Below are 23,287 nucleotides of genomic sequence, written 5' to 3'. Positions count from 1 at the left end.
TCATGCTTCAGGACCAACCTGGGTTGGCATCTTATCAATAATATTGTCGTTTTTGTCTAATAGCACTATCATAGCTGCATTTCCTTCTTCAGCATCATCAACCATAATAGAGCATTTTCCATCTTTTACAACCCGGTTTCTTGAAATTGCAATAGAAGTAGACGGATCTGAAGGCTTGGTTCTTACATCTATTTTATAACCTTCCGCTTCATCTTTCACCTCCACTTTGCAATTAAGGTTTACCCATTTGAAGTTAATGATCTTGCCCTTATTTGCAGGGGTTTTAGCATTTGTCTCTATCAGTAGTTCAGGTATCAGGCACTCATGCAATGAGATACCGCCGTGGGCGTACTCCTCGTTAATTCTAATAAAGAAGCTTATACCAGGTGCATAGGCAATATGCACTTGTTTGTTCCATCTCCATGGCAAATGAAGGAGGTTTGTTTTTGCACCTTCCTTTATAAGCGCACACCTCCCCCAACGCGTCTCAGCTAAGTCTTTATGTAAGCTTTCCTTTGGCAGACCACCCGGAAGCAACAGCCAACCATGGTCTGTTACTATTTTGATTTTAGTTATACCTTTTGACACAGCTGTTTCGATTACTTCATCAATCTGGTCAAAAAGTTCGTCTACCCTACGAACCATACCAGATTGCTCATCATGCCCTTTAGTATCTATATCGCCTATCTCACGCCATTGCATAGACTCTGACGATATGTTTACATTATTGCCTATGTAATTGAACCCGATCTCTTGTAAGGCACTGCGGAATACAGTAGTATTTAGATCCTTAGCTGCCAAGGTTTGAGGTCTAAACTCATTGAAGTGGCTCTCAGGTGAAAGAGAAAGAGCAATTGGTGAAACATGTGGCTTGGCTGTTGGCGTTACACTAGGAATGGCAGACCAAGTAGGCAGGAGCTGTACTTTATAGTTGTTGCTCTTTGCAAGCCTGTCTGTGTACTGCTTAGCTAGCTCAAAACGGAAGGCATCCACAAAAAGGACAAAGCCTTCTGTTTCCCCCTGAGCGGTTTGCGATGTAAAAATGTAGCTGTCCTTTTCAACTAATGCTTGGAATTTAGAAGTTGTATTTTCAAGCCAGGGTTTATAAACGCAATTGATTACAGCTTTTATTACTTCTTTATCCTGTTCTGATTTAACCTTGGCCAGTGCTAAACGCATACCTTGGTCTACCCTGAAGCCTCTATCTGTGTAGTAATGCTTGATTTCTTCTATAGAGCCTGCAGGTATAGGCTCAAGTGAAGTTTCAGCCATGTAAACTAAGTGCTCTAGTGCCTGAACAAGAGGAGCCTCGCCTAAGTCAGCCCATAACCATTCTCTGCGCTGGGCATGCTCACTTTCCAAACTCCGTAGTTTTAGAGTTGCCTCCAGTGGAAAGTCTTTACAAAGCGCTTTCAACCCATTTCTGAGCTTCTCTTCTTCTTCCTCATTAATTTGAGGCCAGCTTTCCTTAGGTAAATCAAATAAACCTAAACCAAAGACTGCCGGCTTAGCTGATCTTAGTAGCGTGGGAATGTTAGGGTACTTTTTCGGGGCATTGGCAAAGTAATCCCACACCTGTTTCCAGTTGTTGTTTTGGGAGCCAAGCTTTTCAGCGGCTGCTATTAGACTGATCTTTTCTGGCTTGAAGCCATACTGTGACTGACAGATGTTCGAAAAAATCTCCAGCTTGTCTTTAGGCAAACCATTGAGAAACGTATCCCCTTCGTTCAACCATTTCACAATGTTAGGTACTACATCAGGGAACAGAATGCTGTGCAAGTAGTCAGCATCTATAACAGGTTTATTATAAAGAGCATGTTCCTCATTGAAGATACTTGGAAGCGCCTTTTTGAGGGCATCTTTAGTGGGTGTATCCTGTGCTGTTTTAATACCAAGTCCAGCCTGTTTGTTTTGCAGGAAAGCTAACAGTGTCCACTCTTTGCCGTTTTCCTGGGTCCAGATGTTGCCGGTATACAAGTACTCTAAGAGAGGCTGCAGCGCTAGGTTATCATCTGCACTATTCTTTAAGTCACTTTTTGAAATGCCAGGTAAATAAATAATAGGTGTTTCGTCAGTGCTCCAAGTAGCTTCAGGTAAGGCTTTATTTACCATGCACTTTATCCAGATAGCAGGTCCTTGCTTTGCTTCGGGGTTAAACTCTCCTAGCACAAGTAAAGCTTCAAACTCCTTTTGCAACTCAAGTATAACAGACTCCCACTGGCACTCAGGATCAGGCCAGAGGATTACCTCTGGCTTCACCATGATGGCACTATTATATTCTTTAGCCTTAGTAAGGCTTTTAATTATCTTCTTAGATAAACTCATTGTGAAATAACAGACTCTCTACTAACCCTTACATTTGCTTGGGCAGCACTCTTTTCTTCTAATGAAAGATGTTTATCATTATCACGTACTTCTCCCCAAGGGCTTCCTGCTGGGTTCTTGCCTCTATCCACCCCCCATTTCAAATTCACCCTTTTGCGCAGCACACCAGCTTCTATAAACGGGCGGATGTTCAGGCGCACCCCATCGTTCAAATCTGGGTCCCAGCCGAGAGGCTGCTGCTCCAGTGTTTTCCAGCGAACGAAGACATCATAAGGGGCATCTCCCTCTAATATCAGCTCCAGCTTTTCCTTCAAAGCATTTGCCGCCATCAGCAGGCCATCAGCACCGCTCTCACCGTGCTTGCGTTTTTGCTCACAGTGCCTGACCCAGTCGCCAAGGTAGGTATAGATAAGCTTCTGCAGGTTCTCTTTGGTCAGCTTGTGATAGTTAATTAGCGCGGAGAATCCATCCTTGCGACCGTCCCAAATGTGCCAGATGAAAGGACGGTTCTGGAAGGTCTTGCAATGCTGCTCAAAGAACTCTTCACGCAGCCATTCATCCAAGTTCGCTTTCTTGGATCCTTCCTTCTGGAGCAGCTCTTCAATAGTATGGGTAGTGTAGTCAGAGCCGTAAATCGCCTGTAGGTATTCTCTTAGCCTTTCAGCTGCGGGCATTTCCCCGTTTACAGAAGGGATGCAGAGAATACCATCCTCATCGGTTAATCCATCAAAAGCCTCAACAGCAGCAATCAACTCTCGGGCTTCGGCAGCCAACTCCATCTCCTTTTCACTCTCTGCTGGCCAGCGATAGCCAATCATTCGAGAAGTAGCTACCTGTAGCGGGTTTTCAGCTTTTACAGGATGACCGTGGAACAACCACTGCGTGGCATCATCACTATATGGCTTAGGCAGTCCATTCGGATACTGTTCTGCTGCTATCTTCTGCCAATATGATAGGTCAAAGGGGACTTTGGCAAGTGTTGCACTAGTTACATTTAACTTTTGATCAATTATTCTTACCGCGTCCTTATATTTTGTCGAAGAGCAGAAGGACCAAATTGCAGGTAACGCAGATTCCTGTTCAGGAATAATTACAGAAGTGTTATTATCAAATGCAGTACCTGTATATAGAGTTACAGGCAAGGACCCCATTTGACTTACCACTACTCCTTTCTTTTCCCAAGCCTCCAATCCATCTTTTCTAGCCCCAAGAAGAGTTTGAATTAACCCTGTTCCATTCTCCCATCGCAATAATGAATCCTTTCCCCCATGATTGATATTTCGCTTAACTGTCCCCTGAAACAATATCCACTCATTTGGAATTTTGTTAAATTCCCAGAAAAAAAACTTCATACATGGCATATCCCCAGTTGTAAGACCATGATATGAGTAGGAATGCTTAGACAATAGTTCAATATTCTCAATATCACCTAGAGCTACTCGTGTATCTGGATTATTGAATTGATCTAATTGATTGACGATTTTTATATCACTACTTCTTAAGGCTTTCTCTTTTGTGGTTGCATTTGGTGATTTAGAGACATCTAATCCACAAAATTCATAATTAACAATAGGCTTAAGATGCTGAATACTAATTAGCATTACATTAAAATCCCACATAGGTGTTTGAAAGCTTTTTGTTCCTAGCTTAGCAATAACACTCCACTGCTCATTCTTCAAAAGCTTTTCCCTATATTTTTGATATGTAGTTAGAAACAACCAATTTTGAGGTATCACACTACAGGAAATTCCCCCATAGATATTTGATTTAAGCATTTTCTCTAGGAAAACTGTAGCCAAATCCGCTTTCGCTTCTGGATAATATTTTTCACAGTAGTCCGCTATAACATTATCTTGTTTGCTACGAGATAAATATGGCACGTTTGTGATTTGCAGAGTATACTTTTGTGCAAGGATTTCACCTGCTTTAGCAATACCTGCAGCAACAACCCCTCGTTCAGCTTGATCTTTGTCTACTTCCCCATCAAGAGCTTTTTGTAATACAGGTTTCAACTCTTCAAAGCTTGCTGTGAACGCATCTGCTTTTATAGTTGAAGGGTCAAGCAGGCTACCTAATTCTGGAGCAAGTTGAAATAGATCATAAAGCATTCTCATGCCATTCTCCAGCCGCGCCTTATCTTCTACTCTATCTACCTTGCCCACCAGTTTCACCCAGTCATCCTGCTTGCCTTTTGGCGCAACGCCACTACAAGCCAAATTCATTTCAGGGAGCTCCTTATACTGTCCGCAAAACTTCCAGGCAGTAATTGCTAGGTTAAATGCCGCAATCTGGGTACAGCGTGGATCCAGCTCTAAACCGTGCAGGTTTTCGGCAATTACTTTATCCGTGGCTTCTTCCTTCGTAAGCCCTTCTTCGTGCATACGCAGCTTCGCAAACACCGGGAAAAGAGAAGCCACAAAGTGCCCTGATCCCATGCATGGGTCAAGTGAAGTGACTTCAGCCATTTTATCTGGCCAGCCTTCAAATTTACCTGCTGCTGGTGTGCCATCTTCTAAAAGCCGCAGGTACTCAAACTTTACAGGAGGTGTTGTACCTGGGTTACGGCTTATCCACCAAGCGCCTATAGTATTATCAATAAGAAAGTTAACCATGTAAGCTTCAGTAAATAACTGAGTTTTAGCTGGTACTTTTTCACCATTTATTTTATCGCTACTTTTATCAAGACGCTTCTTCTCCTCTGTCTGCCAATACTGATATACCCAACCCAAACTATCATCAGCTATAAACTGTTCTTCTTCCAAGCTATCTAGCAGCCCCTCCAGCTTAAAACGGTCCTCAGTGGCAAAATTTATTTGCATTATTGGGTCATCAGGTCGGAATATAGCTGGCAACATGCGGGAAGCATAGTCTGCTGCTGCAGCCCACTTATCCGCATAGGCTTCTTCACGGGCAAGTTCTTCGCAATCTTCCATGCTCACCGCAACACCGCTTGTATGCATCAGCAGCCCGTTTGCCTCCAAAAACTTAGCAAAGAGCATCTGGTGCCAATATTCATAGGCGAGCTCATACGCCAAATGGTCTATCTGGTGTTCTCCTTTGTCTAGCACAGCATCACCCAATAGGCGAGCTTTGTGGCGCAAGCGGTTACGCAAAGAGCGCTGCTCAGCATCCATATGGCTAAATGGCTCCATGTGATGTACTGCCAGGGCCTGCAATGCATTGCGAGCACCTATCTCGGCATGCTTACGGGCATTTATAACTGTGTTTTCTAAAAAGCTGCGTTGAGCGGAAGTTAAAACTGCCATAAGGTTGTTAATTGATAATCACAGAAGAACTGCTTTCCAACAACTCTTCAATTTCAGTCTTCAATTGAATTATATACTGCTCCAATTCGGGCTTACTTGTTATAGTCTTCTTAGGAGTAGAGTATGTTTTTGCTTTGGGCTGTGTCAGTTTAACTGCTTCAGCTATGGCAGAAGCAAACTGGCCTGGCAATGCGGCTATCTTGATCTCCCATGTGTTCAGGCTTTCATGCTGCAGTTGGTTTAGCATTGCCTGTGCATCTAACACCTTTATTTCTGGTCGATGTAAAATCTGGTGCTTGGCCAGAATTTTTTGGCGCTCATCAGGTTCTATTTTCAGGAAATGCTCGTTCGCTTCAAGCTCTGCTTTGAGAGCATCATATGTGGCATTGAAATTCTCTTTGACTTGTTGGAGCAATTGGTTCAACAAGTCGGTTATCCGAACAACCAATGGTCCTACTAGATCTGACTCATGCAGCAACAGTCTATCCTCTCTCACAGCTTCTGCTTCTTTCTGCAGTTGCTCAACTTCAGCTGCTACAGGGACATGGTGCATCAAAGAATTGAGCACACCCCACATCTGTTCCCGCTTTACCACCAGTTTATCCTTTTGGCTCCAGTCCTTATACTTAGCCTTAAGGTCCTCCTGCTGCTCAAGAATACTCACCAGGCGCTGGTTTCCGTCTAGGTTCTCAATATCTTTGATAAACTGAATGCTTATAGGCTCAGGCAATGGAGAATCTCCACTTACCTTATTAGCCAAATATTTAAGCTGGGATAGGAAAGTGTTAGAGTGAACAAATTCGTCTCCTGATTTACAGTTTATCCCTGCCTCCTGGTAAATCTTCCTAATATTAATTCTGTCCAATGCAGAGAGGGTATGCGTTTCTCTTTTGAATGCAGCCGCTCCTATTTTAGATTGATTAAGGTTAGTTTCAGGAGTAGAAATATGCTCGGTTAACCGAAGCATCAAGATTATAGTGTCTATTGCATCTTGGCTCCAGCCATAAGGAGACTTTGTAAAGTGATTTCTAATTTCCTTACCTGTTTTGGTGCTGTTGGCAATGAAGCGCAAAATCTCTGTGGCAATAGGATGGTCCTTTGGCTCTTTATCCCAACCAATTCGCTTCATTGCTTCAAGATCATTGGCTATAGCTTTTGTAAGTGCTTTATCCCAGTCTCTGTAGTCACCTTTTGTGAAATCAGAGAATTGCCTTAAAGCGGTGCTCTCGAGGGCTTCTTTGATATTTTCCCCTACGTTGCCCTGATCTACTTTATTACCACCCGCGAGGAATATACTTGCCTCCTTGCAGATATTATTGATAATATCTTGTACAGCCTGCAAAGCCAGTCCCTTACGGGTTTCCATGCTTCTTTGCGCCTGCTGGCCCTCCGGTGTACCAGGAAGCCCTTTGGCATCTAGGGTTTGCTTAGCAGCTAGGAATTTTATGATTTCCCCCCGCAGCTCCTGATCACGTTGTTTGTTAACATAGGCATATGCTAGGGGTGTATTAGCCCCTTCTCCGCGGATGTCCTGCATTAAGATGGCTTCGTTCTCAAACCATCCGTCTTTTACCCAAAAATGGAGTTTGTTCTCCGTATTTGGTTTAGCGGATTGGTTCCAGACCTCAAAGTCCCTTTTTTGCTTGGAGACACCTTGTAGTATATTTATAGTCTTGGTTCTGTCTCTGAAAAAGGCAAGAATCTTCTCCTTTCTTAACTGGTCGATTTGATCTTCCCCAGAAGAATTGTTCAGCTTTTGAGCATGCTTGCTGTATTCTTGCTCCCACTCGGCCCCTACTTTGGTTTGTAGCTTGAATTCATCATCTACAGGCATCAACACTTTCTTTTCTACCAGCTTCTTGATTAGCTCCTTCACATTTGTCCTGAACTTATCAGAAGGCTCCACCAGGTTGTCAATCAACAAGTCTGCAATCGTATTCTCATCAGACTTTAAGCGGTTGCTCTGCCCATTTGAGGGCAGTTTTTCCATAAGGAATACAGCACTAAGTATCCGACTTTCCAACACCCCATCACCACCCTGGGCTTTTCTCTCCTGTATTAGGTTATTTGTTTCATTCAGCAGCAATGCATTCTGTAGAAGTTGTTGCTGCTTCTGCACAAAAATGTAATCTGCCGGAATAACGTATCCTACATCCTTATTTGCGACATGCTTAAGACTATCATCTACAATTCTTAATTGGCTACGGAGCTGTCCTGAAGTACCTGCGGTATCAATGGCCTGCAAAACCTTCTTCCAAAACTTCCTGGTAGAGGGCAAAATAGGGTAGTCTGCCACAAGGTTAGTTTTATCATTGGTATTATAGCCGAAATCAGTACCAGCCAAATTCCTGGAAATTTCTCCAAGGCTGTCTTCCAGTCTTTTCTCTATCAGCTTTACAGCAGTAGCTTTCTTTTGAAGAACTGTTTTGCGGGTTACCGTCTCTACGTCTGTATCTGAAAGAGATACCTTCACGCTAAATCGGTCTTGAAGGGGCTGCAGGGACGGTGTTTCTGACAAGGCATTTTGACCAGTCGCTACCAATAAAAACTTACCGTCAAACCCACTTGAAAGCTCTTGCGCCAAGTTCTGGATATCTATGGTTTTGTTGCCATCTGTACCAATAAATTGCTGTACCTCATCTAGCACAATGATAGTGCATGGTATTTTAGCACCATGAAACATTGGAAGTGCTTCATGCTTGATGGTTTCAATTAGTTGTTCTCTACTAATAGTCTCAACTCGTTTAAAGTTGGCTTTGAAGTTTTCCTTTACTTTGGCCTCATTCTCGGCAAAATCAGGCTTAAGCTGGAGTAGGCACTTAGCTAGTGTGGAAGATACAAACAGGTTCTCATACTCTTTCCTAAAGTCCTTACCTTCTGCCTCAACTAAAGCTTTTAGTTCCTCCAGGATACCCTCTTGTTTGGCCCAGTAAATGAATTTGAAGTGATGGTATTGTTGCGGCAGCCCTAATGCATTTAGGAACAACTGTAGAAACGAATATCGAATGTCAGCCGCTGGAAAGTCCTTTAATGTACCTGCTACTGATAGCTTTCCTTGTACTTTTTGCTTCCTTTCCAGTTCAACAAACAGCTCGTTCACGTCATCTGGCAAGGCTTTTATAGACCTGGCAGTAGTGCCGTCAGGGAATTCATAGTTCTCCCATAGCTGCCCCAATATCTTCACTAAATGGGATTTACCACTGCCGAAGAACCCACTTACCCAAGCTGCCGGTTGTTTAGGGGAATCAATATGGTTCAGGTACGTTTGCAAAATCCTAACTAGCCCTTGCTGGTATTCCCCTTCGCAAACAAAGGTTTTTAACTCATGACGCAGAATTTTCAACCCATTCTCTGTTTGGGCTGTGTTTATTTCCACTACCCCGTCATTCACCAGGTTATTTTCGTCTGGATTAAGCTCAAATAGCTCTTTATTCTTATTCATATAATATTAGATATTATGCTATTATAGGTCTTGCTAGATAACTCCAACCATCGCGGGCATCTAGAAGTCTGTATTGGTTTTTATTAAATTCTCCTGGAAAAAGCACCAGCATTCTTCCTTTCACATGCTCGGAAGCAGTACTGATGATATTTGACAGACGGGCAAATCCAAAAACCGCCGCCACATCTTTGACCACAATTAGTGTATTTGAATCAGTACCTGACTTGTCAATCTCCTTGCCTATATATTCAATCACAAAAGGCTTAAACTCCACTTCCAGTTGGTCTGCCAACGCCTCTGGATCAGCAAAATACTCTTCCCGGTATTCATGCCTTGACATCCAATCAGAAAAACACACTTTCAAGGATATGTGGACCCAGCGTTTGCCTGCCTGCACAGCGGCGGCCTCGAAGTCACCCAGCCTCAAGTCAATTCTCCGCTGGTCTGCAGGGTCATAGACCAAAAACCACACTCTCTCCTGTGCTGATAGAGTTTGAGTCCATGGCTCCATCAGAACCCGCTCAAAAGCCTCTAAAAGACTTTCAACTTTTGAAGCCATTATTACTAAAGATTAGACAAGAATTTTTCAAAGGAAATCACGGTCACACTGCCGGCAAATTGATATTGTACAAGGTCATGCCTAGCAGCCTCCACCGCTAGCTCCCGCACTTTTGTTTCAGACAAATCTAATGCCCTTACCCATTTACTCTGTAAGATGAGCTCCCCACGTTTTTGATCAAGGTAAGCCAAAAGCATAGCAAAGGCTACTACAGAGTAGGTTGGGTTAGTTTTTGTTCTTATGCCCCTAACTTTGCCTATAATATAGCCAGCTTGTTTCCAAGAACTGATTAGGTTCTGTGCAACGGATTTTCTTGTTTTAGCGGTGAATCTGTTTGGGTGGAAGGACTCTAGTGCTTCTTCAACAGCCTCAACTTTTACTTTCTCTCCTACTGGAACCTTGAGTATAGTCTCAGCACTTTCCGCTAACAGAAAATCACGACCAAGTGCGTAAAGCAGAGCCAGAAGGGACTTATCATTTTCCTCAGACATCTTCCAATAATACACAAAGCCTTTAAATTCAACAGCTTCATTATCAAAACTGTAAAGCGTTTTAAGGTATTTGTTTGTCTTCTCCTGATTAGATTTTGTGGTTTTGCTTAACAGGTTATCTTCTAAAGCATTTATAAACAACCCATTATCAACAGAATAGTCCATTATCTTGGCTAACTCTGCATACATAAGAGTTCTACTTGTATGAATGGTAATCTCTTTGGGCGAGGTACTCATAAAGGGGTATCAATACTCTGCATGGGTTAAGGAAGCAGGATTTAAAATTAAGATATTCCGACCTAAATCCTTTCCTACTTATTGCATGAACTTAAAGCAAGTCTATTGTAAGTGGATATATTTTAAAACAAACCCATTCAAATAAATAAGAAAGTCAAAATGCAATAAGATATATTTATGAATTAATATAAATAATTCAACTCGAATATTAAAAATTAATTATATTGTAATCGTCCTTTGACTCCTTTAAATTTTTATTAGAATATAGGTGGTAGATATCAATAAAAAATTGATTCATGAAATAGTAATCTTTGAAGCTATCCGAAAGTCTTAATACTTTGAATAATAAATCTTTAATTAAATCATATAAGTAAATGAACATCTGGAGAATAAATCTAAAGCCCGGTGCCCAGGCAGGCATAGACGCTAGAAAAAGATGTCTAGAAGAAGGCTTGGTTGGAATTGGCTGGCAAGTCTACTGCGGAGATAACCAAATAACTTCTTCTTACTATGAAAAAAAAGCAAGAGAGGACTATTACAACGGAAAAGACAAGAGTTGGTGGCCTGCATGGAATGCCTTGCACAACAAAATGGAGGTCAATGATCTTATCTGGACCCGTGACAAAGATGGTATCTATTATTTAGGGCGAATCATATCTGATTGGTTTTACGACACTAGCGAGGAAGCTTCAAGGGCAGATATGGTTAATGTAAGGAAATGTGATTGGCAAAAAGTAGGAACAATTGAAGCAGTACCAGGCAAACTGGTGAATTGCTTCATACCTGCCCGTACATTACAAATGGTACATGATAATTCAGTAAAGAACTTTTCAAAAATCACCTTTAACGGCTTATCCAATTATCCGCAATATGAAGTGCAGAGTTTGGTCAGGGGTGATATCTACTCACTCCTTTCTTCAGATGACTGTGAAGATGCCCTTGCCCTTTACTTGCAACTGGAGCATGGTTTCATGATGTTGCCTAGTAGTTGCAAAGACGATACACTCGCATATGAGTACGAGCTCATACACCGCTCTACTGGTCAAAATGCGGTTGTACAAGTGAAGAACGGATACAATAATCTAAACAAGGATGATTTCGCAAACCTTGAAGGATATGTATATCTTTTCACTACCAAAGGTGAGGTATATGGACAAGACAAAAGTAATATCTTCAGAATTTGTCCTAAAGAGATTTCCAGCTTCTTGTATAGGAACATTAACCTCATGCCTAAAAAGATTAAATCTTGGCTAACCCTAACTTTACCAATTGAAGCAACGACCTTAGAAACAAGCGAAGCTAATTGATTCCCTCGTTGGCACTTTCTATAAAGTTGCACATAGCAATGAGTAATTCATCTCTATCCAAATTACCCTAAGCAATAATTTACTTACCGAATTAAATACAGTTTGTACATTTTGGAGAGGGTAGATATCCAGTACAATCGAGATACATGTATCTACTGGACTATTCTTTCCACTCAGGAGCACAAACACTTAAATCAATCAAGTAATAACTAAATCAATTAAAAAATGGAATATTTATATGATTTACTTTTAGAGTACATAAAAATTCACCCTATTCAGCTCCGAGCATTTATTATACTCCTGGTAGTCTTGGCGATCGTTATAGAGAGGAAGTTCAGAAGCACTAAGAAGCGTAGGAGAGAAGATCCCACCCTTAGTCGCGCCAGTAAATCAGCTAAGGTCAATGTTTCGAATTCCTCGGCCAATGTAATACAAAAGGAAACGGCTCAAGTTAATCCTAACTCCTCTCCTGTTTCCAAGCTGGATGCTCCCAAACCTGTTTTTTTAAAATCGGAACCCATCCCGGTAGCTAGGGTACAAGCCCCCGCCGTTGCTAGAGTGCAGACTAAAACAATCAGTGCACAGCCTCAAGAGCCGAAAACTATGCCTATTAAGCTTGAATCTAGGGGAGTAGTCGACATCCCACTAGCGGAGACAAAAGTAAAGACAAAACCAAAGGAAAATCTGCCTGAAGCCAGAAAGGAGACAGAAAAGATATTACATGAAACGCTATTCGTCAACTATGAATGCAACAGGCAAGAAAGCCTTGAAAGCTTCCCAGTCTTCAGGTACCCACAAAAAGGGTGTGTTGTCAGAACGTTCAGGGATGGCGCTACAAAACGGAGGGGCCACAAGGAAGAGCAGTTCGAAAAAGCCCTGAAAAGATTCTTCGAAGGAAAATACACTGTTTCTGGCAAGATCCGTCTTAATACAGGGAAGAACACCAGGCCTTATGAGCCGGACATTGCTATTATTGACAGCAAGTCAGGGAAAAATATAAGGATAGATATTGAAATCGATGAGCCATACGCGGGAATCACCCGGCAGCCTACCCATTGCAAAGGGGATGACACAATGCGTGACAATTATTTCGTAGAGCGGGGTTGGGCAGTCATCAGGTTCTCAGAATATCAGGTCCATACTAACGAATTAGGTTGCATCAAGTTTATCGCCCAGGTAATTAACTCCTTTGACCAAAGCTTTTCTATTCCCTCCACATTGGATAGTTCTAACACTTTGGTTCCTGAGAACATTTGGGATACCGTTCAAGCACAGGCATGGGAGAAGGAGAAGTACAGAGAAAAGTACCTTGGCTGTAATTTCACGGAGTTACCGGACCAGCCAGAAACCTTGGCGCGTGATTTTAACGAGCAGGAACTTAAAGAGGAGTCCTTGGTTGCGCCAACCTTAACAGGAAAGGCAATAGTGGAGAAAGCCTTGGGCTTCAATGCCCAGAATATACACTCCAGAGACAAACGAATTAAATTTTATCCCAAAGAGCACATCTACACCATAGATCAAGTCCCTTTTCCATCGGCCAGCACATTAATATCAAAGTTCTTCCCTGAGTTCGATTCCTATGGGGCGGCTCGAAAGCTAAGCCCTAGTAACCCACTTTATGGTCTGCCAGTGGAGCAGATAGTTCAGATTTGGAATGACCGCAGCACGGAAGCTGCCAATAAGGGTACCTTCCTGCACGAGCAGATCGAGAAGTTCTATTTGAAGCAATCGTATACCAAAACTGAGGATTTTCATTTATTTGAGCAATTTGTGACTGACCACTCCTACTTAGAGCCCTATCGTTCTGAGTGGAGGATCTTTGATGATAACTTCCACATTGCCGGTACCATTGACCTTATAGTAAAAAATGGCCACCAATTTGATATTTATGATTGGAAGAGAAGTAAAAAGGTCATCGATCCCTACAGAGGAACACCAATCGTCAGGGACAACTGGGGTAAATGTGGTGTGGGGAAACTTTCCTGCATAGATGATACCAGCTATAACAGGTATTGCCTTCAGCAAAGCTTGTATCGCTACATCCTTGAAAAACATTATGACATACGCGTGGGCAAGATGTTTCTAGTCGTATTATGTCCCGACTACGATAAATATTATAAAGTAGAAGTGCCCTACCAAGAAAAGCATATCAATCACATTTTACACACCTTGTAAGTCCATTTCGCTTCCCGCTTTTACTTTCTGCAAGATAGAACGCTAAATTATGAGAAGAATTCAGTCCCTCCATGGCTCAGCGAATCTATGATCCATTTTGGTTTGACCACTATGTAAACTTTATTCTATGCACATTAGACAAAGGGTATATTTCGGCAAGTATAAAGGTTTGAGTGTCATAGATGTATTCAGAGGCACCCTCAACATAGATAGGTCCTTATTGAAGGCATACGTTGACTTCATTCTGAATACAGAAGTAAGGTTTGATTATGAGGGCTGTCTTAGTAGCATGCCAATACAGTTAATAGATAACTTTGAAATAACCAAGAAGGATATTAAAGCCTTTATTTTCTGTGAGAAGGGTATTAATACCAACGAGTTCCCCTATGGGAGCCTGGAGGAGTTACATGAGGACATTGGTAGTGAACTGGATCTTTCTTTGACAGAGTGCAACCAAAAGAAGGGGCAGGAGATCGGGGCTTCCAGTCCTTGCCTGAGTTCAACAGAAGGTTTGGAAGAGGACTGGTGGTGGGAGCAGACCCCGAGTACCTATGCTGGTGCATTGAACACGGTCGGCGCGCTGCAGGCCTCCTCCTTCGCCGTCAACATCCCGGGGCGCGTGCGCTTCGAGGTGCGCAAGGTCACCGCCCACAACGCCCGCCTGAACATCGACGACTTTTTCGTAACGCCCTTCGGGACCTTCTTCCCCGACAACGACCACCTGTCCCTGGGCAACCCCAACAACGCCATGTCCGACGTCTTGGCATACGAGGAAAGACAACAGTCAGGATTCTAGAAGTACGTAGGTATCTGTTTAGCCAAAGTTGAAGCTGGGGATGAACCGGCAAAGGTAATTCTTTATCTAAAACAATTCCGTCTTAAACACCTTACTCCCTACCGCATCCTGCCTAAAGGCGAGCACCTATTCACATTCGCCAGATTTAGAGTCGGCTTCCTTCTCTGAGGGTTATACATTGTTAAGATATCAGATTTTCATATGTAGCAATAGCCTCTGCAGATTGGTGTAAGCAGGCTGTTCCAGGATGTTCAGATCACCCCCGGTCGCCAGCTCCATGGCCCGGCGGCATTGGTTCAGCCGGTGGAGCATCGGCTGGATCTGCTGGTTGTAGTAGTTGAAGAACCCGTAAATGTCCTTGGAGCAGCAGGGCAGCTTGTAGCCGGCGCTGGAGCTGACGATCAGCACGCCCTCGTCCCGGACCGGGCCTACCACCGTGGAGCGGAAGCGGTGCTCGGTGAAGGTCTCGTACTTGAAGGAGTTCAGGTGCTGTAGCAGCTCGTGCGTGTGGATGTACCTGGTTCGGTAGTTATAGGTGAACACCATCAGCAGGTACTCCACAAAGGCCACCCGGCTCCTAAGGATCGGGTCCTCGCTCCCGGCATGCTGCTGGATGTAGTTCCGGGCGCGCAGCAGCGCCGCCTCCGTGATGGTTTCCGCATAGGGATCCTCTCCCAAACTGGCGTCTACCGTGTAAGGAGTGTACTGCTCGGGCCAGCGCTCCACCCCTACGCATTTTCCGGCCAACTCCTTTTGGGGATCCATATTGGATTTGCCGGCCTGGAAGGCGTTGAGCTCCTTGCCCAGGATGTCGGCGAGTTGCAGCAAGGCCGAGTCTTCCCCGTTGGAGAAGGTGAAGATCGCCGGGGAGAAAAGGTCCACCTGGTGGTTTTCCTGGACATAGCGCCGGAAGCTCTCCATGAACTCCGGGGTGCCCAGCTCGTTGGCCACGATGGAGAGGTTCGGGATGGTGCGGTACAGGTTGTTGTAGATCAGCCCGGAGAGGAACTTGTAAAACGTGCCTTTGTACTGGAGGGGTGACTTCTGGTGCAGCTTGCGCTTGTCGACCAGCAGCGAGTGGAACGAAAACTCCAGCGTCTGCAAACCTTTGAATAATCTCTTGCGACTGGCTTGGCCCTTTTCGGAATCGTAGGCCGGTAGGTTCCCATCGGGGAAACAGTGCTCCCGGAGCCGGAGGAATTCTCCCTCTATTTCCCTTCTCTTTCCCTCCTCCACCAGCACAGCCGTTATGAAGAAGTGGGTGTCCTCAAAGGAGCCGATCCCAAACCCATGCGATCCTGACTCGCTGACAAATCCAATTTTTGCCATCAATTTATTTTTTATTAGTCTGACCCAGTTCTGTGCCTTTTAAACAGGCTCGGGAATATACTAATATTAGTGCCATAGAAATGAGGGATGCTAAAATAATTAGCCTACCTAAGTGTTTCGAGTTTTTTGAGGTGGATTGGTTTTGCCATTTGCTGTGGCACACCAGTCGATTAGCAGCCCGACCGCTCTAAAGGCTAGTATTTTGTGAATAAATCTTCACTGCCGGCACTTAGGTGATGAAATTCTGCACGGAAGCTTGTTGCGTCACTGCTGCAAACTCTATGTAGGCAATCAATCATTCTCTTGGGATTTAAACAGTTGAGACCGTTAATTATAGCGGCCCCAACTGTGCTAAAATCTATCTCCATAAATCAGCTTTATCCTGAGTGTTATTTGCTTCTTGTATTATATTAATCTTGTGTTACTCGTGAAGATATAATAAAAAAACCTCGACAAATTTGCCAAGGCTCCCGTTGAGAAATCATTTATAAAGTTATTCTTCGTCTTCTTTGAGATAAGCATCAAGCTTTTTAAGTATGTCTTCAGCTGTTCTCAATGCTCCTTCGGCTGCATGCTGCTTAATCTCCGGGAAATCTTTATAATCTGCATGATGCCTATTGTCATATAGCTCCTGTAACTTTTTACCAATAGCTACAACTATCCAATTATCATCATTTCGCTGAAGGTGGTTATAGAACCCACGATGGGCGCTCGGAGAACTGTCTTGAAATGGAAAATGTTTCTTTAGTGTATGGTATACAGCATAATATGATCGGCCTATTGAACATCTATACTCGGATTCCTTACTGCCTTGAGCCAAAAGTCTAGCTGTTTCAAGAAACTCCCCCCATTTAAAACTCATGCATTCTGATAGCTGATGTTTAATGAAGGAGCTTTCTTAAATGCCTTAGGAAAGTACCAGTTAAAAAGAAACTTGTCTTTTTGTTCCTCAATATCTTCTGGAGCTTTTTTGAAATCAGCAATAATGAAGATAGAACTGGCTATACCATCTTCATACTCACGCACTTCAAGTTCAAAAGCATGGGCTTCAGGCATGCTTTGTTGAGCATGGTAGGAAGCATCAAGAAGAATATTATATAGGTCTGGATTCTTAGTTAACTCTTTCGCTAGTCTTTGAGGTGTTCTAACAATGTAGAAACACTCTAAATCCCGCAAGAAATCCTCAATTAAACCATAGTTTGATGCTATAGAGGTTTTAGGGGAAGAATTGCCTTCAAATGACTGTGTTGGTAGGGAAACAGCTAATGGCCTAAACAAGTCATTCACAAGTAGAAGTGTGCCTTCTCCTAATTGAGCTGCTGAATAGTTTTGGTTGCGCACATTTGATTCGACATACGCTGCGACAGAACCATTCCCATAAGTATTATGTAGCGCAGGAGCTCCCATCATTTTCTCTATTTTATTTCTTTTTTATAATCCTCAGTTATTACCGCCTCAAAAGCATTAGAAGCTTTTTCGTGAGCCAGTACTAACCAATCATTCACATCTTCCTTACTTACGAAAGTAGGTGCTATATTTACGTAGCTTATATCAAGTAGGATAGGAGCCTCTCCGTCTGAGTCTGGTTTTAAAGTGTTCGTTTGAATAATCAACCTCTCATTTTCAGACTCTCCCAAGAATTCGTTAACACTATTGATGGTAATGAAATTTTCACCTAATTCAGGTGGATAAGTAGGATGAAGCTTTAGAACTTGGCTAACGTTCTCTATTCCTTGTTTTCCCTGCCGATTGATTTTATTTATATACCTAAAACCTAAACGGGTTATCTTCTCTATTCCGTTCAGTTCATAGTAAGCAGACAAAACAAGTGCAATCTTAGGGTAAAACTCTTCCCAGCTTTCATAGGGTGCTAACCTATTTACTGTTAACATTCCATTCCCAAGCTGAGTTAAACAATTCCCGCCTTCAGACAAGAATTGTGTTACATCAGAATTTTCAGTCCTAACACTTAGGCCCCCTGGTCCCATCACAAATCCGGTTCTAGGAAGAGGCCGAGTAGTAGGAAAATCGTGTTGGATTCTACTCCAGAGAAGCCCAGGTATGGTTAAATCCCATTTTTTAGGTTGAAAGAACATTTCAAAAACAACCTCAATAATGGGGGCCTTTGGGTATTTTGGCATATTTCTTAGTAATGGCACGAAATAATATAAAATAAACCATATTCACAATATTATGTGGATAAGTAGGGTATTTCTTTTGATGCTATACGGGGTTATATTATTAGCTGTTATACCATAAACGCAAGTCCAAAAACCTCATATTAAATCAATTTGCCTAAACTGTCAAAGTATCTCACTCTTTTTGAGCCCACTTCCAATAGTGGGCAAACATCTTTAGCTGCTCCAGTTCTACAATCAGCTCGTTCACAATTTTTCTGGTACGGTTATAAGCAACGCCTTGCAAAATGGACATTCTGCAAAACTAACTGATCAGTCAGGCAATGATCTTCTTTTCAATGACCAATGACTCTGTATTTGTAGCCGCTTCCCCTTCAAAGTCACCTCTCTCGCACTTCCGGTTTATCATTAAAACCCCAGTTTCAGTATCAGTTAAGGCCTCCTCCTTTTTTGAAAGGAGGTTGCCCTCGTAATTTTTCAACTTCAGACACCAGTTGTTTTAAGCCCCACTCTACTTTAATTGGCTCTTTTCATAACCAGAAGTTCATTGCAAACCCCAATCATGGTTCTTCGAAGCATTGCCACCCTCCTCTGTTTGCCTTTTACTGAAATGGAAGGGGTATTTCTTAAAGGATCCTAGAAGCTTGGTGCTTTACAAGTGAGGTCCTCAATGTCTGAAGGTGTATCAAAATAAGTATATCCAAAATCGCCCTGCTCAGGGCTCTGCAATACGATATAAAATAGGCATGCTCCCGTGTCACAGGAAGCTATAGCTATTTAAGATACAATTTCAGTCTAAGTTTAACATATTATTCTATATAAGCTTGCATTCAGCTTCTGAGAGATTGGGTGCTTTATCTTAGGGTCAGAAAGATGGAGAAGAGCCAACAAAGGTAGAACTGTTGACAGCCTGAGGTTTGACATTAGCCCATGTCTTAGTAGCTTGGCTTTTCCGTTTGTTCAGTAACCAAAAACAGGTTCTATGTGCGGCCGTTACTCAGTAATCACCAAGAAGAAGAAAGCCGTAGCCGGGCAGAAAGGCTCCGTAGCGGAGGTGTTGGCCAAGTACCAGAAAGAGGCCCGCTACAACGCCGCCCCTACCCAACTCCTGCCGGTCATCACCAACCGAGAGCCTGACAAGGTGCAGCATTTCTCCTGGGGGCTGCTGCCCAGTTGGGCCAAGGAAAAGGAACATGGCTTGAGGCCCATCAACGCCCGTATGGAAACCATCCTGGAGAAGCCCACCTTCCGGCAACTGATAGGGAGCAAACGATGCCTTATTCCGGCGGATTCGTTCTATGAGTGGAAGAGGGTGGGCAAGACCAAGACCCCTTACCGGATTTTGCTGAGAAATGAGCAGTTGTTCACGTTCGCGGGCCTTTGGGACGCGTGGGTGGACCACAGTACGGGTGAGGTGCTGCATTCCTTCACGGTGATCACCACTGAACCCAACGAATTGATGGCGGGCATCCACAACCGCATGCCGGTCATCCTGCACCCCGAGGAGGAGCGCATCTGGCTCTCAGGCACCGATGACGTGAAACTGCTGGCCGAACTGCTACGGCCCTATCCGGCCGAAGAGATGAAGGCGTACCCAGTCTCCACTCTGGTGAACTCACCCAAGAACGATACTCCGGAACTTTTGCAGCCGGTGGCCCAGCAGAGAGGCTTGTTCGGGTAAAGTTGACGGAAGGCACCTGCCTCAGGTCTCCACCAGAAACGTCTTCAGGCCCGCGAACCCAGCGCCGGGGGCTTTCCCCAGCACAAGGGCGGTAATCCTTCTCTCCCCAACACGGTAGACCCGTATCCCCGAAAGGTGCCGCTCCAGAAACGCCTTCAGCTCCCGGAAACCCTGCGCTTGCTTTTTTTCCTCTTCCAGCGCATCGTCCGGCTCGCGCACCATGTGGCGCAGGAACCAGTCCAGTTCCACTGCCTCGGCCTTCGTGCCTTCCGGCTGACCGGACAGAGCCACCGCTTCTTCCAAGGTGAGTTCATTCCGCTGCGCTGGGATAGAGACCGGCTCCAGCGGCGCGTCCGTCTCGCTCCTATAGAACAGTCCCTCGGAAAGCCTGCGCAGCTCTTCGAGTAGTCCCCGGGTATCGTTGTTCTCCATTTCTTAGGTATCAGTATATGAAATTTCTAGAGCGAGGTGGGGCCGTTGTCCACCTTCGCCTCCAGCACTTTCTGCAGCTGCTGTGGCAGGGCCGAGAGCAGGTCGTAGCCGGTGGCCTTCTCGATGGCGTCCACGCTCGTGCGGTAGGTGCCCCACTGCGGGCTGGCGGAGTTGCTGTTGGGCGTGTCCACGGCGATCACCCTGGTGCCGGAAGTTATGCGCTCCAGGTCATTCTCCCCCAACGGCAGGACCACCAGCACCTTCCAGATGCGGGCCGGGACGGTCACCCGCCCGTTGTCCACGGTCACGGCCGGTCCGTTGGCCCCGGTGCCGCCCCGGCCGTAGCTGCCCATGACCACGTACACCTCCATGCCTTCCCGCACCAGGTCCCGGGTGTAGGCCTCCAGGTTTCCCCACGTGTCCTGGTTGTTCCTGGGTGCCTGGGGGATGATGTTGGTCATCAGGAAGGTGGCCGAGTTGTCCTCCTCCGTCCGGGTCCGGTCGGCGGAAGGTGCGTTGTGGCCCCGGTCGAAGCCGCTGCCCTGGAAGCTGGAGGCCCTGACCCGGTACCAGCCCTCGGGCAGGCCGGTATCCGTCCGGAAATCATCTACCTGCCGGGGGGAGGTGCCGAGCCAGTAGGGTGACACGTGCCAGCTCACCCAGTTGGGCGTGGCCCGGGAGCGGCTGTAGGAAAGCGCGTACTGGGGGCGCATGATGAGGTGGTTGTCCTCGTACCCGATCTCGGCGGTGGCCCCGCTCGGGTTGCCCAGCAGAAGCTGCTCGTCGGCCAGGGTAAGCGATTTGCGTGGCGCTATCTCCGCCTCCTTGCAGCCGAGGGCCAGGACGGTGAGAAGCAGCAGGCAGAGGTTTCGGTACCTGCGGGGTAGGGGTACATGCATCGGAATGGTTTTAGTCTCTCATCCGGAAACGAAGGGAAAGGCTTATTGTTTTGGTCTTGGCAGCCAAGTATGCTTACCAGGCCTTTATCAGGTCATCCAGCCGCGTGGTGTAGCAGGGGGAGACATTGCCGCTCTGCATCTGCCACTTCCCCTCCGTGCCCTGCACCCCGTATTTTACTGTGCCGTGCCCATACCTTTCCCTAAGAGAATCAAGCGCCTGCATCAGTCCGGTGTCCCGTTCCCGGGTACCGGCCGAGAAGATGCTTTCCTGGATTTGGCCCGCGGGGCAGATACCGGTGACGATGATGCCGGTCTTTTTGTAGCGGAAGCCTTTCCGGAAGATGGCCCTGAGTGCCTCCAGGGCGGCGGGCATGAGCACCAACTCACTCGCGCTCGGGCTGTCCAGCTTCACCGTCCGGTTGTTGAAGTACATCTGGCCTGCCTGCCCGAAGCGGCTGGTCTCCAGGAACACGGTGAGCGCGGCGGCGCAGGACTTCTGTTTCCTGAGCTTGGTGGCGCACCTCACCGCATGCGTGGCCAGGGCCTCCTCAATATCCGAGAGGTCGGTGAGCGGCTGTCCGAAACTGCGGGAGGTGCAGATGTTCTGCTTGGAGGGCGGTACCATCTCCAGGTCAATGCAGGGTTCGCCGCGCAACTCTTTCACCGTGCGCAGCCCCACGATGGTCAGGTGCTTCTTCACGAAGCTGTCGGGTTTCCGCGTGAGGTCATAGGCGGTATGAACGCCGAATGTAGCCAGTTTCTTGGCATAGCGCCTGCCCACGCCCCACACGTCCCCGATCTCGGTAGCCTTCAGTGCCGCCTGGATGTGCGCCGGTTCGGTGAGTACCAGCACCCCGTTGGCTTTCCTGGATTTCTTCGCCAAACGGTTTGCCAGCTTGGCCAGGGTCTTGGTTGCCGCTACCCCGACCGCGACGGGAATGCCTGTGGCCCTGGGCACCCGTTCCCAGATGGCACTCGCATGCCGGTGGATGTCCACGTGCAGGAAGTTGCCAAGGTCTAGAAAACTTTCGTCTATGGAATATACCTCCACATTGGGCGAGTACTCGGAGAGGATCAGCACCACGCGCCTGCTCATGTCGCCGTAGAGTTCGTAGTTGCTGGAGAACACGTGCACGCCGTCCCTTGCCAGCAGGTCCCTTATCTCGAAGAGGGGTGTGCCCATCTTGATGCCCAGCGCTTTTGCTTCGTTACTGCGGGCGATCACACAGCCGTCATTGTTGCTGAGCACGACGATGGGCTTCTCCGCTAAGTCAGGCTTGAAGAGCCGCTCGCAGCTCGCGTAGAAGTTGTTGCAGTCAACCAGTGCGAAAAGGGAGGTCATAGCCTAATATTTTCGGTGGATGCCCACGACCACGCCCCAGAACATACCGTCCTCCGGGGAGTCCACCCTTATAGGCGGGAAACTGTCGCTCTCGGTCTCCGCCACCAGGTAAGTGGCGTCCTTCTCCAGCCGCAGCCGCTTGATGGTGAACCCGCCGTCCACGAAGGCCAGCACGATGTTCCCGTCCTTGGGCTTGAGGTCACGGTTCACGATGGCTAAGTCCTTCGGCATTATACCTGCTTTCACCATGGATTCGCCCACTACCTCCACCAAAAACGTGGAGGCGGGGTGAGCCGAGGAGTAGGTGTTCAGGTCAATCGGCTCGGCCGAGTAATCCGTCGCAGGGCTAGGGAAACCGGCCTGCACGGTGGTGGTGAATAGGGGCAAAGAATTGCCTTGGTCAATGATTATAAGGAACCGCTGTTCCTCAATCGGGTGTAGTGGGATGATCGCTGCTTCCATTCTGCCTCTGCTTGTTTTGTCGCATTTTACGAACAATATTAGCAAAATAGATATATAAATCTAAAATATTTAGCATGTATAAAAGCAATGAACAGCCTAATGTGCTATAGAAATGAATTTTATAAGAATGGTGGCGGATAGCGCAGAGTACTATTTTCGAGTTGAGCAGCATGCCTGCTTTACATAAGAGGCATTATGGGCTAATAGGATTTGACAGCTGTTTAATGTAAAAGAAGATGTAATAGATCAAGTAGATGGATATACGAAAAATAGAAAGTAAATTTCGACATGGCCCATTATTTCAAACGGCAGCAGTACGGGAACATCTACCACTATTATGAAGTACATGGTGGTGATGGCAAGACCAAGGATGGCTATCAGGTGGTGATAAACTTCCTGAACCCTG

Annotated in this window: 18 protein-coding genes; 4 read left to right on the top strand and 14 right to left on the bottom strand. The window is 45.7% G+C overall.

The features are described from left to right. Genes pglZ through HHO50_RS18465 form a run of 5 tightly spaced genes read right to left on the bottom strand, consistent with a single transcriptional unit; the run spans window position 1 to window position 10,272 of the window. Entirely contained in the window at window positions 1–2,325 is a 2,325-nt protein-coding gene (pglZ, locus tag HHO50_RS18485; protein ID WP_181308261.1) for a BREX-1 system phosphatase PglZ type B, read from the bottom strand. After that, window positions 2,322–5,591: a type II restriction endonuclease subunit M gene (locus tag HHO50_RS18480; protein WP_181308259.1), complete on the bottom strand. Its 3,270-nt coding sequence runs from the start codon at window positions 5,589–5,591 to the stop codon at window positions 2,322–2,324. The genes pglZ and HHO50_RS18480 overlap by 4 nt, the downstream gene beginning before the upstream one ends. A gap of 7 nt (window positions 5,592–5,598) precedes the next feature. Further along, window positions 5,599–9,033 carry a BREX system P-loop protein BrxC gene (gene brxC, locus HHO50_RS18475; protein ID WP_181308258.1) on the bottom strand — a complete coding sequence of 1,145 codons (3,435 nt, stop codon included), beginning with the start codon at window positions 9,031–9,033 and terminating at the stop codon, window positions 5,599–5,601. A gap of 13 nt (window positions 9,034–9,046) precedes the next feature. Further along, a complete protein-coding gene (locus HHO50_RS18470; protein ID WP_181308257.1) occupies window positions 9,047–9,592 on the bottom strand; it encodes a BREX protein BrxB domain-containing protein in 546 nt (181 codons plus the stop codon). 5 nt (window positions 9,593–9,597) lie between these two features. After that, window positions 9,598–10,272: a hypothetical protein gene (locus HHO50_RS18465; RefSeq protein WP_181308255.1), complete on the bottom strand. Its 675-nt coding sequence runs from the start codon at window positions 10,270–10,272 to the stop codon at window positions 9,598–9,600. Between the two features lie 422 nt (window positions 10,273–10,694). On the opposite strand from HHO50_RS18465, the gene HHO50_RS18460 reads away from it, so the two are divergent. From HHO50_RS18460 to HHO50_RS18450, 3 genes are all read left to right on the top strand, one after another. Further along, a complete protein-coding gene (locus HHO50_RS18460) occupies window positions 10,695–11,627 on the top strand; it encodes a hypothetical protein (protein WP_181308253.1) in 933 nt (310 codons plus the stop codon). A 225-nt stretch (window positions 11,628–11,852) separates the two neighbouring features. Then, window positions 11,853–13,802: a hypothetical protein gene (locus HHO50_RS18455; protein WP_181308251.1), complete on the top strand. Its 1,950-nt coding sequence runs from the start codon at window positions 11,853–11,855 to the stop codon at window positions 13,800–13,802. Between the two features lie 127 nt (window positions 13,803–13,929). Continuing rightward, window positions 13,930–14,598 carry a hypothetical protein gene (locus HHO50_RS18450; protein ID WP_181308249.1) on the top strand — a complete coding sequence of 223 codons (669 nt, stop codon included), beginning with the start codon at window positions 13,930–13,932 and terminating at the stop codon, window positions 14,596–14,598. 189 nt (window positions 14,599–14,787) lie between these two features. Here HHO50_RS18450 and HHO50_RS18445 read toward each other — a convergent pair whose 3' ends face one another. The 5 genes from HHO50_RS18445 to HHO50_RS18425 all read right to left on the bottom strand — a co-directional run bounded on the left by HHO50_RS18445 (window position 14,788) and on the right by HHO50_RS18425 (window position 18,546). Beyond that, window positions 14,788–15,927 (bottom strand): hypothetical protein, encoded by a 1,140-nt coding sequence (locus HHO50_RS18445; RefSeq protein ID WP_181308248.1) that lies wholly within the window; start codon window positions 15,925–15,927, stop codon window positions 14,788–14,790. A 493-nt stretch (window positions 15,928–16,420) separates the two neighbouring features. Beyond that, the gene (locus HHO50_RS18440) at window positions 16,421–16,789 is read right to left on the bottom strand and encodes a HEPN domain-containing protein (protein WP_181308246.1); all 369 of its coding nucleotides are present in this window, start codon (window positions 16,787–16,789) and stop codon (window positions 16,421–16,423) included. After that, window positions 16,786–17,337, bottom strand: a complete 552-nt coding sequence (locus tag HHO50_RS18435; protein WP_181308244.1) for a hypothetical protein — start codon at window positions 17,335–17,337, stop codon at window positions 16,786–16,788. Before HHO50_RS18435 ends, HHO50_RS18440 begins: the two co-directional genes overlap by 4 nt. A gap of 5 nt (window positions 17,338–17,342) precedes the next feature. Continuing rightward, the gene (locus tag HHO50_RS18430) at window positions 17,343–18,068 is read right to left on the bottom strand and encodes a TIGR04255 family protein (protein WP_181308242.1); all 726 of its coding nucleotides are present in this window, start codon (window positions 18,066–18,068) and stop codon (window positions 17,343–17,345) included. A 313-nt stretch (window positions 18,069–18,381) separates the two neighbouring features. Next, complete coding sequence (locus HHO50_RS18425; protein WP_181308240.1) at window positions 18,382–18,546, bottom strand: hypothetical protein; 165 nt, start codon at window positions 18,544–18,546, stop codon at window positions 18,382–18,384. A gap of 501 nt (window positions 18,547–19,047) precedes the next feature. On the opposite strand from HHO50_RS18425, the gene HHO50_RS18420 reads away from it, so the two are divergent. Beyond that, window positions 19,048–19,746: an SOS response-associated peptidase gene (locus tag HHO50_RS18420; protein ID WP_181308238.1), complete on the top strand. Its 699-nt coding sequence runs from the start codon at window positions 19,048–19,050 to the stop codon at window positions 19,744–19,746. A 21-nt stretch (window positions 19,747–19,767) separates the two neighbouring features. On the opposite strand, the gene HHO50_RS18415 is transcribed toward HHO50_RS18420, so the two are convergent. From HHO50_RS18415 to HHO50_RS18400, 4 genes are all read right to left on the bottom strand, one after another. Next, entirely contained in the window at window positions 19,768–20,178 is a 411-nt protein-coding gene (locus HHO50_RS18415; protein WP_181308236.1) for a nuclease A inhibitor family protein, read from the bottom strand. 26 nt (window positions 20,179–20,204) lie between these two features. Next, window positions 20,205–21,077 (bottom strand): DNA/RNA non-specific endonuclease, encoded by an 873-nt coding sequence (locus tag HHO50_RS18410; protein WP_181308234.1) that lies wholly within the window; start codon window positions 21,075–21,077, stop codon window positions 20,205–20,207. Between the two features lie 73 nt (window positions 21,078–21,150). Next, window positions 21,151–22,419 carry a Y-family DNA polymerase gene (locus tag HHO50_RS18405; protein ID WP_181308232.1) on the bottom strand — a complete coding sequence of 423 codons (1,269 nt, stop codon included), beginning with the start codon at window positions 22,417–22,419 and terminating at the stop codon, window positions 21,151–21,153. 3 nt (window positions 22,420–22,422) lie between these two features. After that, window positions 22,423–22,881: a LexA family transcriptional regulator gene (locus tag HHO50_RS18400; protein ID WP_181308230.1), complete on the bottom strand. Its 459-nt coding sequence runs from the start codon at window positions 22,879–22,881 to the stop codon at window positions 22,423–22,425. Window positions 22,882–23,287 lie beyond the last annotated feature (406 nt).

It is taken from the genome of Rufibacter sp. XAAS-G3-1 (genome assembly GCF_013623775.1).
In the GTDB taxonomy this organism is placed as follows: domain Bacteria; phylum Bacteroidota; class Bacteroidia; order Cytophagales; family Hymenobacteraceae; genus Nibribacter.
The sequence above is the reverse complement of the archived record's forward strand: the minus strand, read 5'-3'. Positions and strand labels throughout refer to the sequence as shown.

Coding starts and splice junctions, on each gene's coding strand:
- HHO50_RS18470 (WP_181308257.1), bottom strand. CDS start 9,592: ATGGCTTCAAAAGTTGAAAGTCTTTTAGAGGCTTTTGAGCGGGTTCTG.
- HHO50_RS18410 (WP_181308234.1), bottom strand. CDS start 21,077: ATGCATGTACCCCTACCCCGCAGGTACCGAAACCTCTGCCTGCTGCTT.
- HHO50_RS18465 (WP_181308255.1), bottom strand. CDS start 10,272: ATGTATGCAGAGTTAGCCAAGATAATGGACTATTCTGTTGATAATGGG.
- HHO50_RS18445 (WP_181308248.1), bottom strand. CDS start 15,927: ATGGCAAAAATTGGATTTGTCAGCGAGTCAGGATCGCATGGGTTTGGG.
- HHO50_RS18435 (WP_181308244.1), bottom strand. CDS start 17,337: ATGATGGGAGCTCCTGCGCTACATAATACTTATGGGAATGGTTCTGTC.
- HHO50_RS18480 (WP_181308259.1), bottom strand. CDS start 5,591: ATGGCAGTTTTAACTTCCGCTCAACGCAGCTTTTTAGAAAACACAGTT.
- HHO50_RS18420 (WP_181308238.1), top strand. CDS start 19,048: ATGTGCGGCCGTTACTCAGTAATCACCAAGAAGAAGAAAGCCGTAGCC.
- HHO50_RS18415 (WP_181308236.1), bottom strand. CDS start 20,178: ATGGAGAACAACGATACCCGGGGACTACTCGAAGAGCTGCGCAGGCTT.
- HHO50_RS18405 (WP_181308232.1), bottom strand. CDS start 22,419: ATGACCTCCCTTTTCGCACTGGTTGACTGCAACAACTTCTACGCGAGC.
- HHO50_RS18430 (WP_181308242.1), bottom strand. CDS start 18,068: ATGCCAAAATACCCAAAGGCCCCCATTATTGAGGTTGTTTTTGAAATG.
- HHO50_RS18440 (WP_181308246.1), bottom strand. CDS start 16,789: ATGAGTTTTAAATGGGGGGAGTTTCTTGAAACAGCTAGACTTTTGGCT.
- HHO50_RS18455 (WP_181308251.1), top strand. CDS start 11,853: ATGGAATATTTATATGATTTACTTTTAGAGTACATAAAAATTCACCCT.
- HHO50_RS18400 (WP_181308230.1), bottom strand. CDS start 22,881: ATGGAAGCAGCGATCATCCCACTACACCCGATTGAGGAACAGCGGTTC.
- HHO50_RS18450 (WP_181308249.1), top strand. CDS start 13,930: ATGCACATTAGACAAAGGGTATATTTCGGCAAGTATAAAGGTTTGAGT.
- pglZ (WP_181308261.1), bottom strand. CDS start 2,325: ATGAGTTTATCTAAGAAGATAATTAAAAGCCTTACTAAGGCTAAAGAA.
- HHO50_RS18460 (WP_181308253.1), top strand. CDS start 10,695: ATGAACATCTGGAGAATAAATCTAAAGCCCGGTGCCCAGGCAGGCATA.
- brxC (WP_181308258.1), bottom strand. CDS start 9,033: ATGAATAAGAATAAAGAGCTATTTGAGCTTAATCCAGACGAAAATAAC.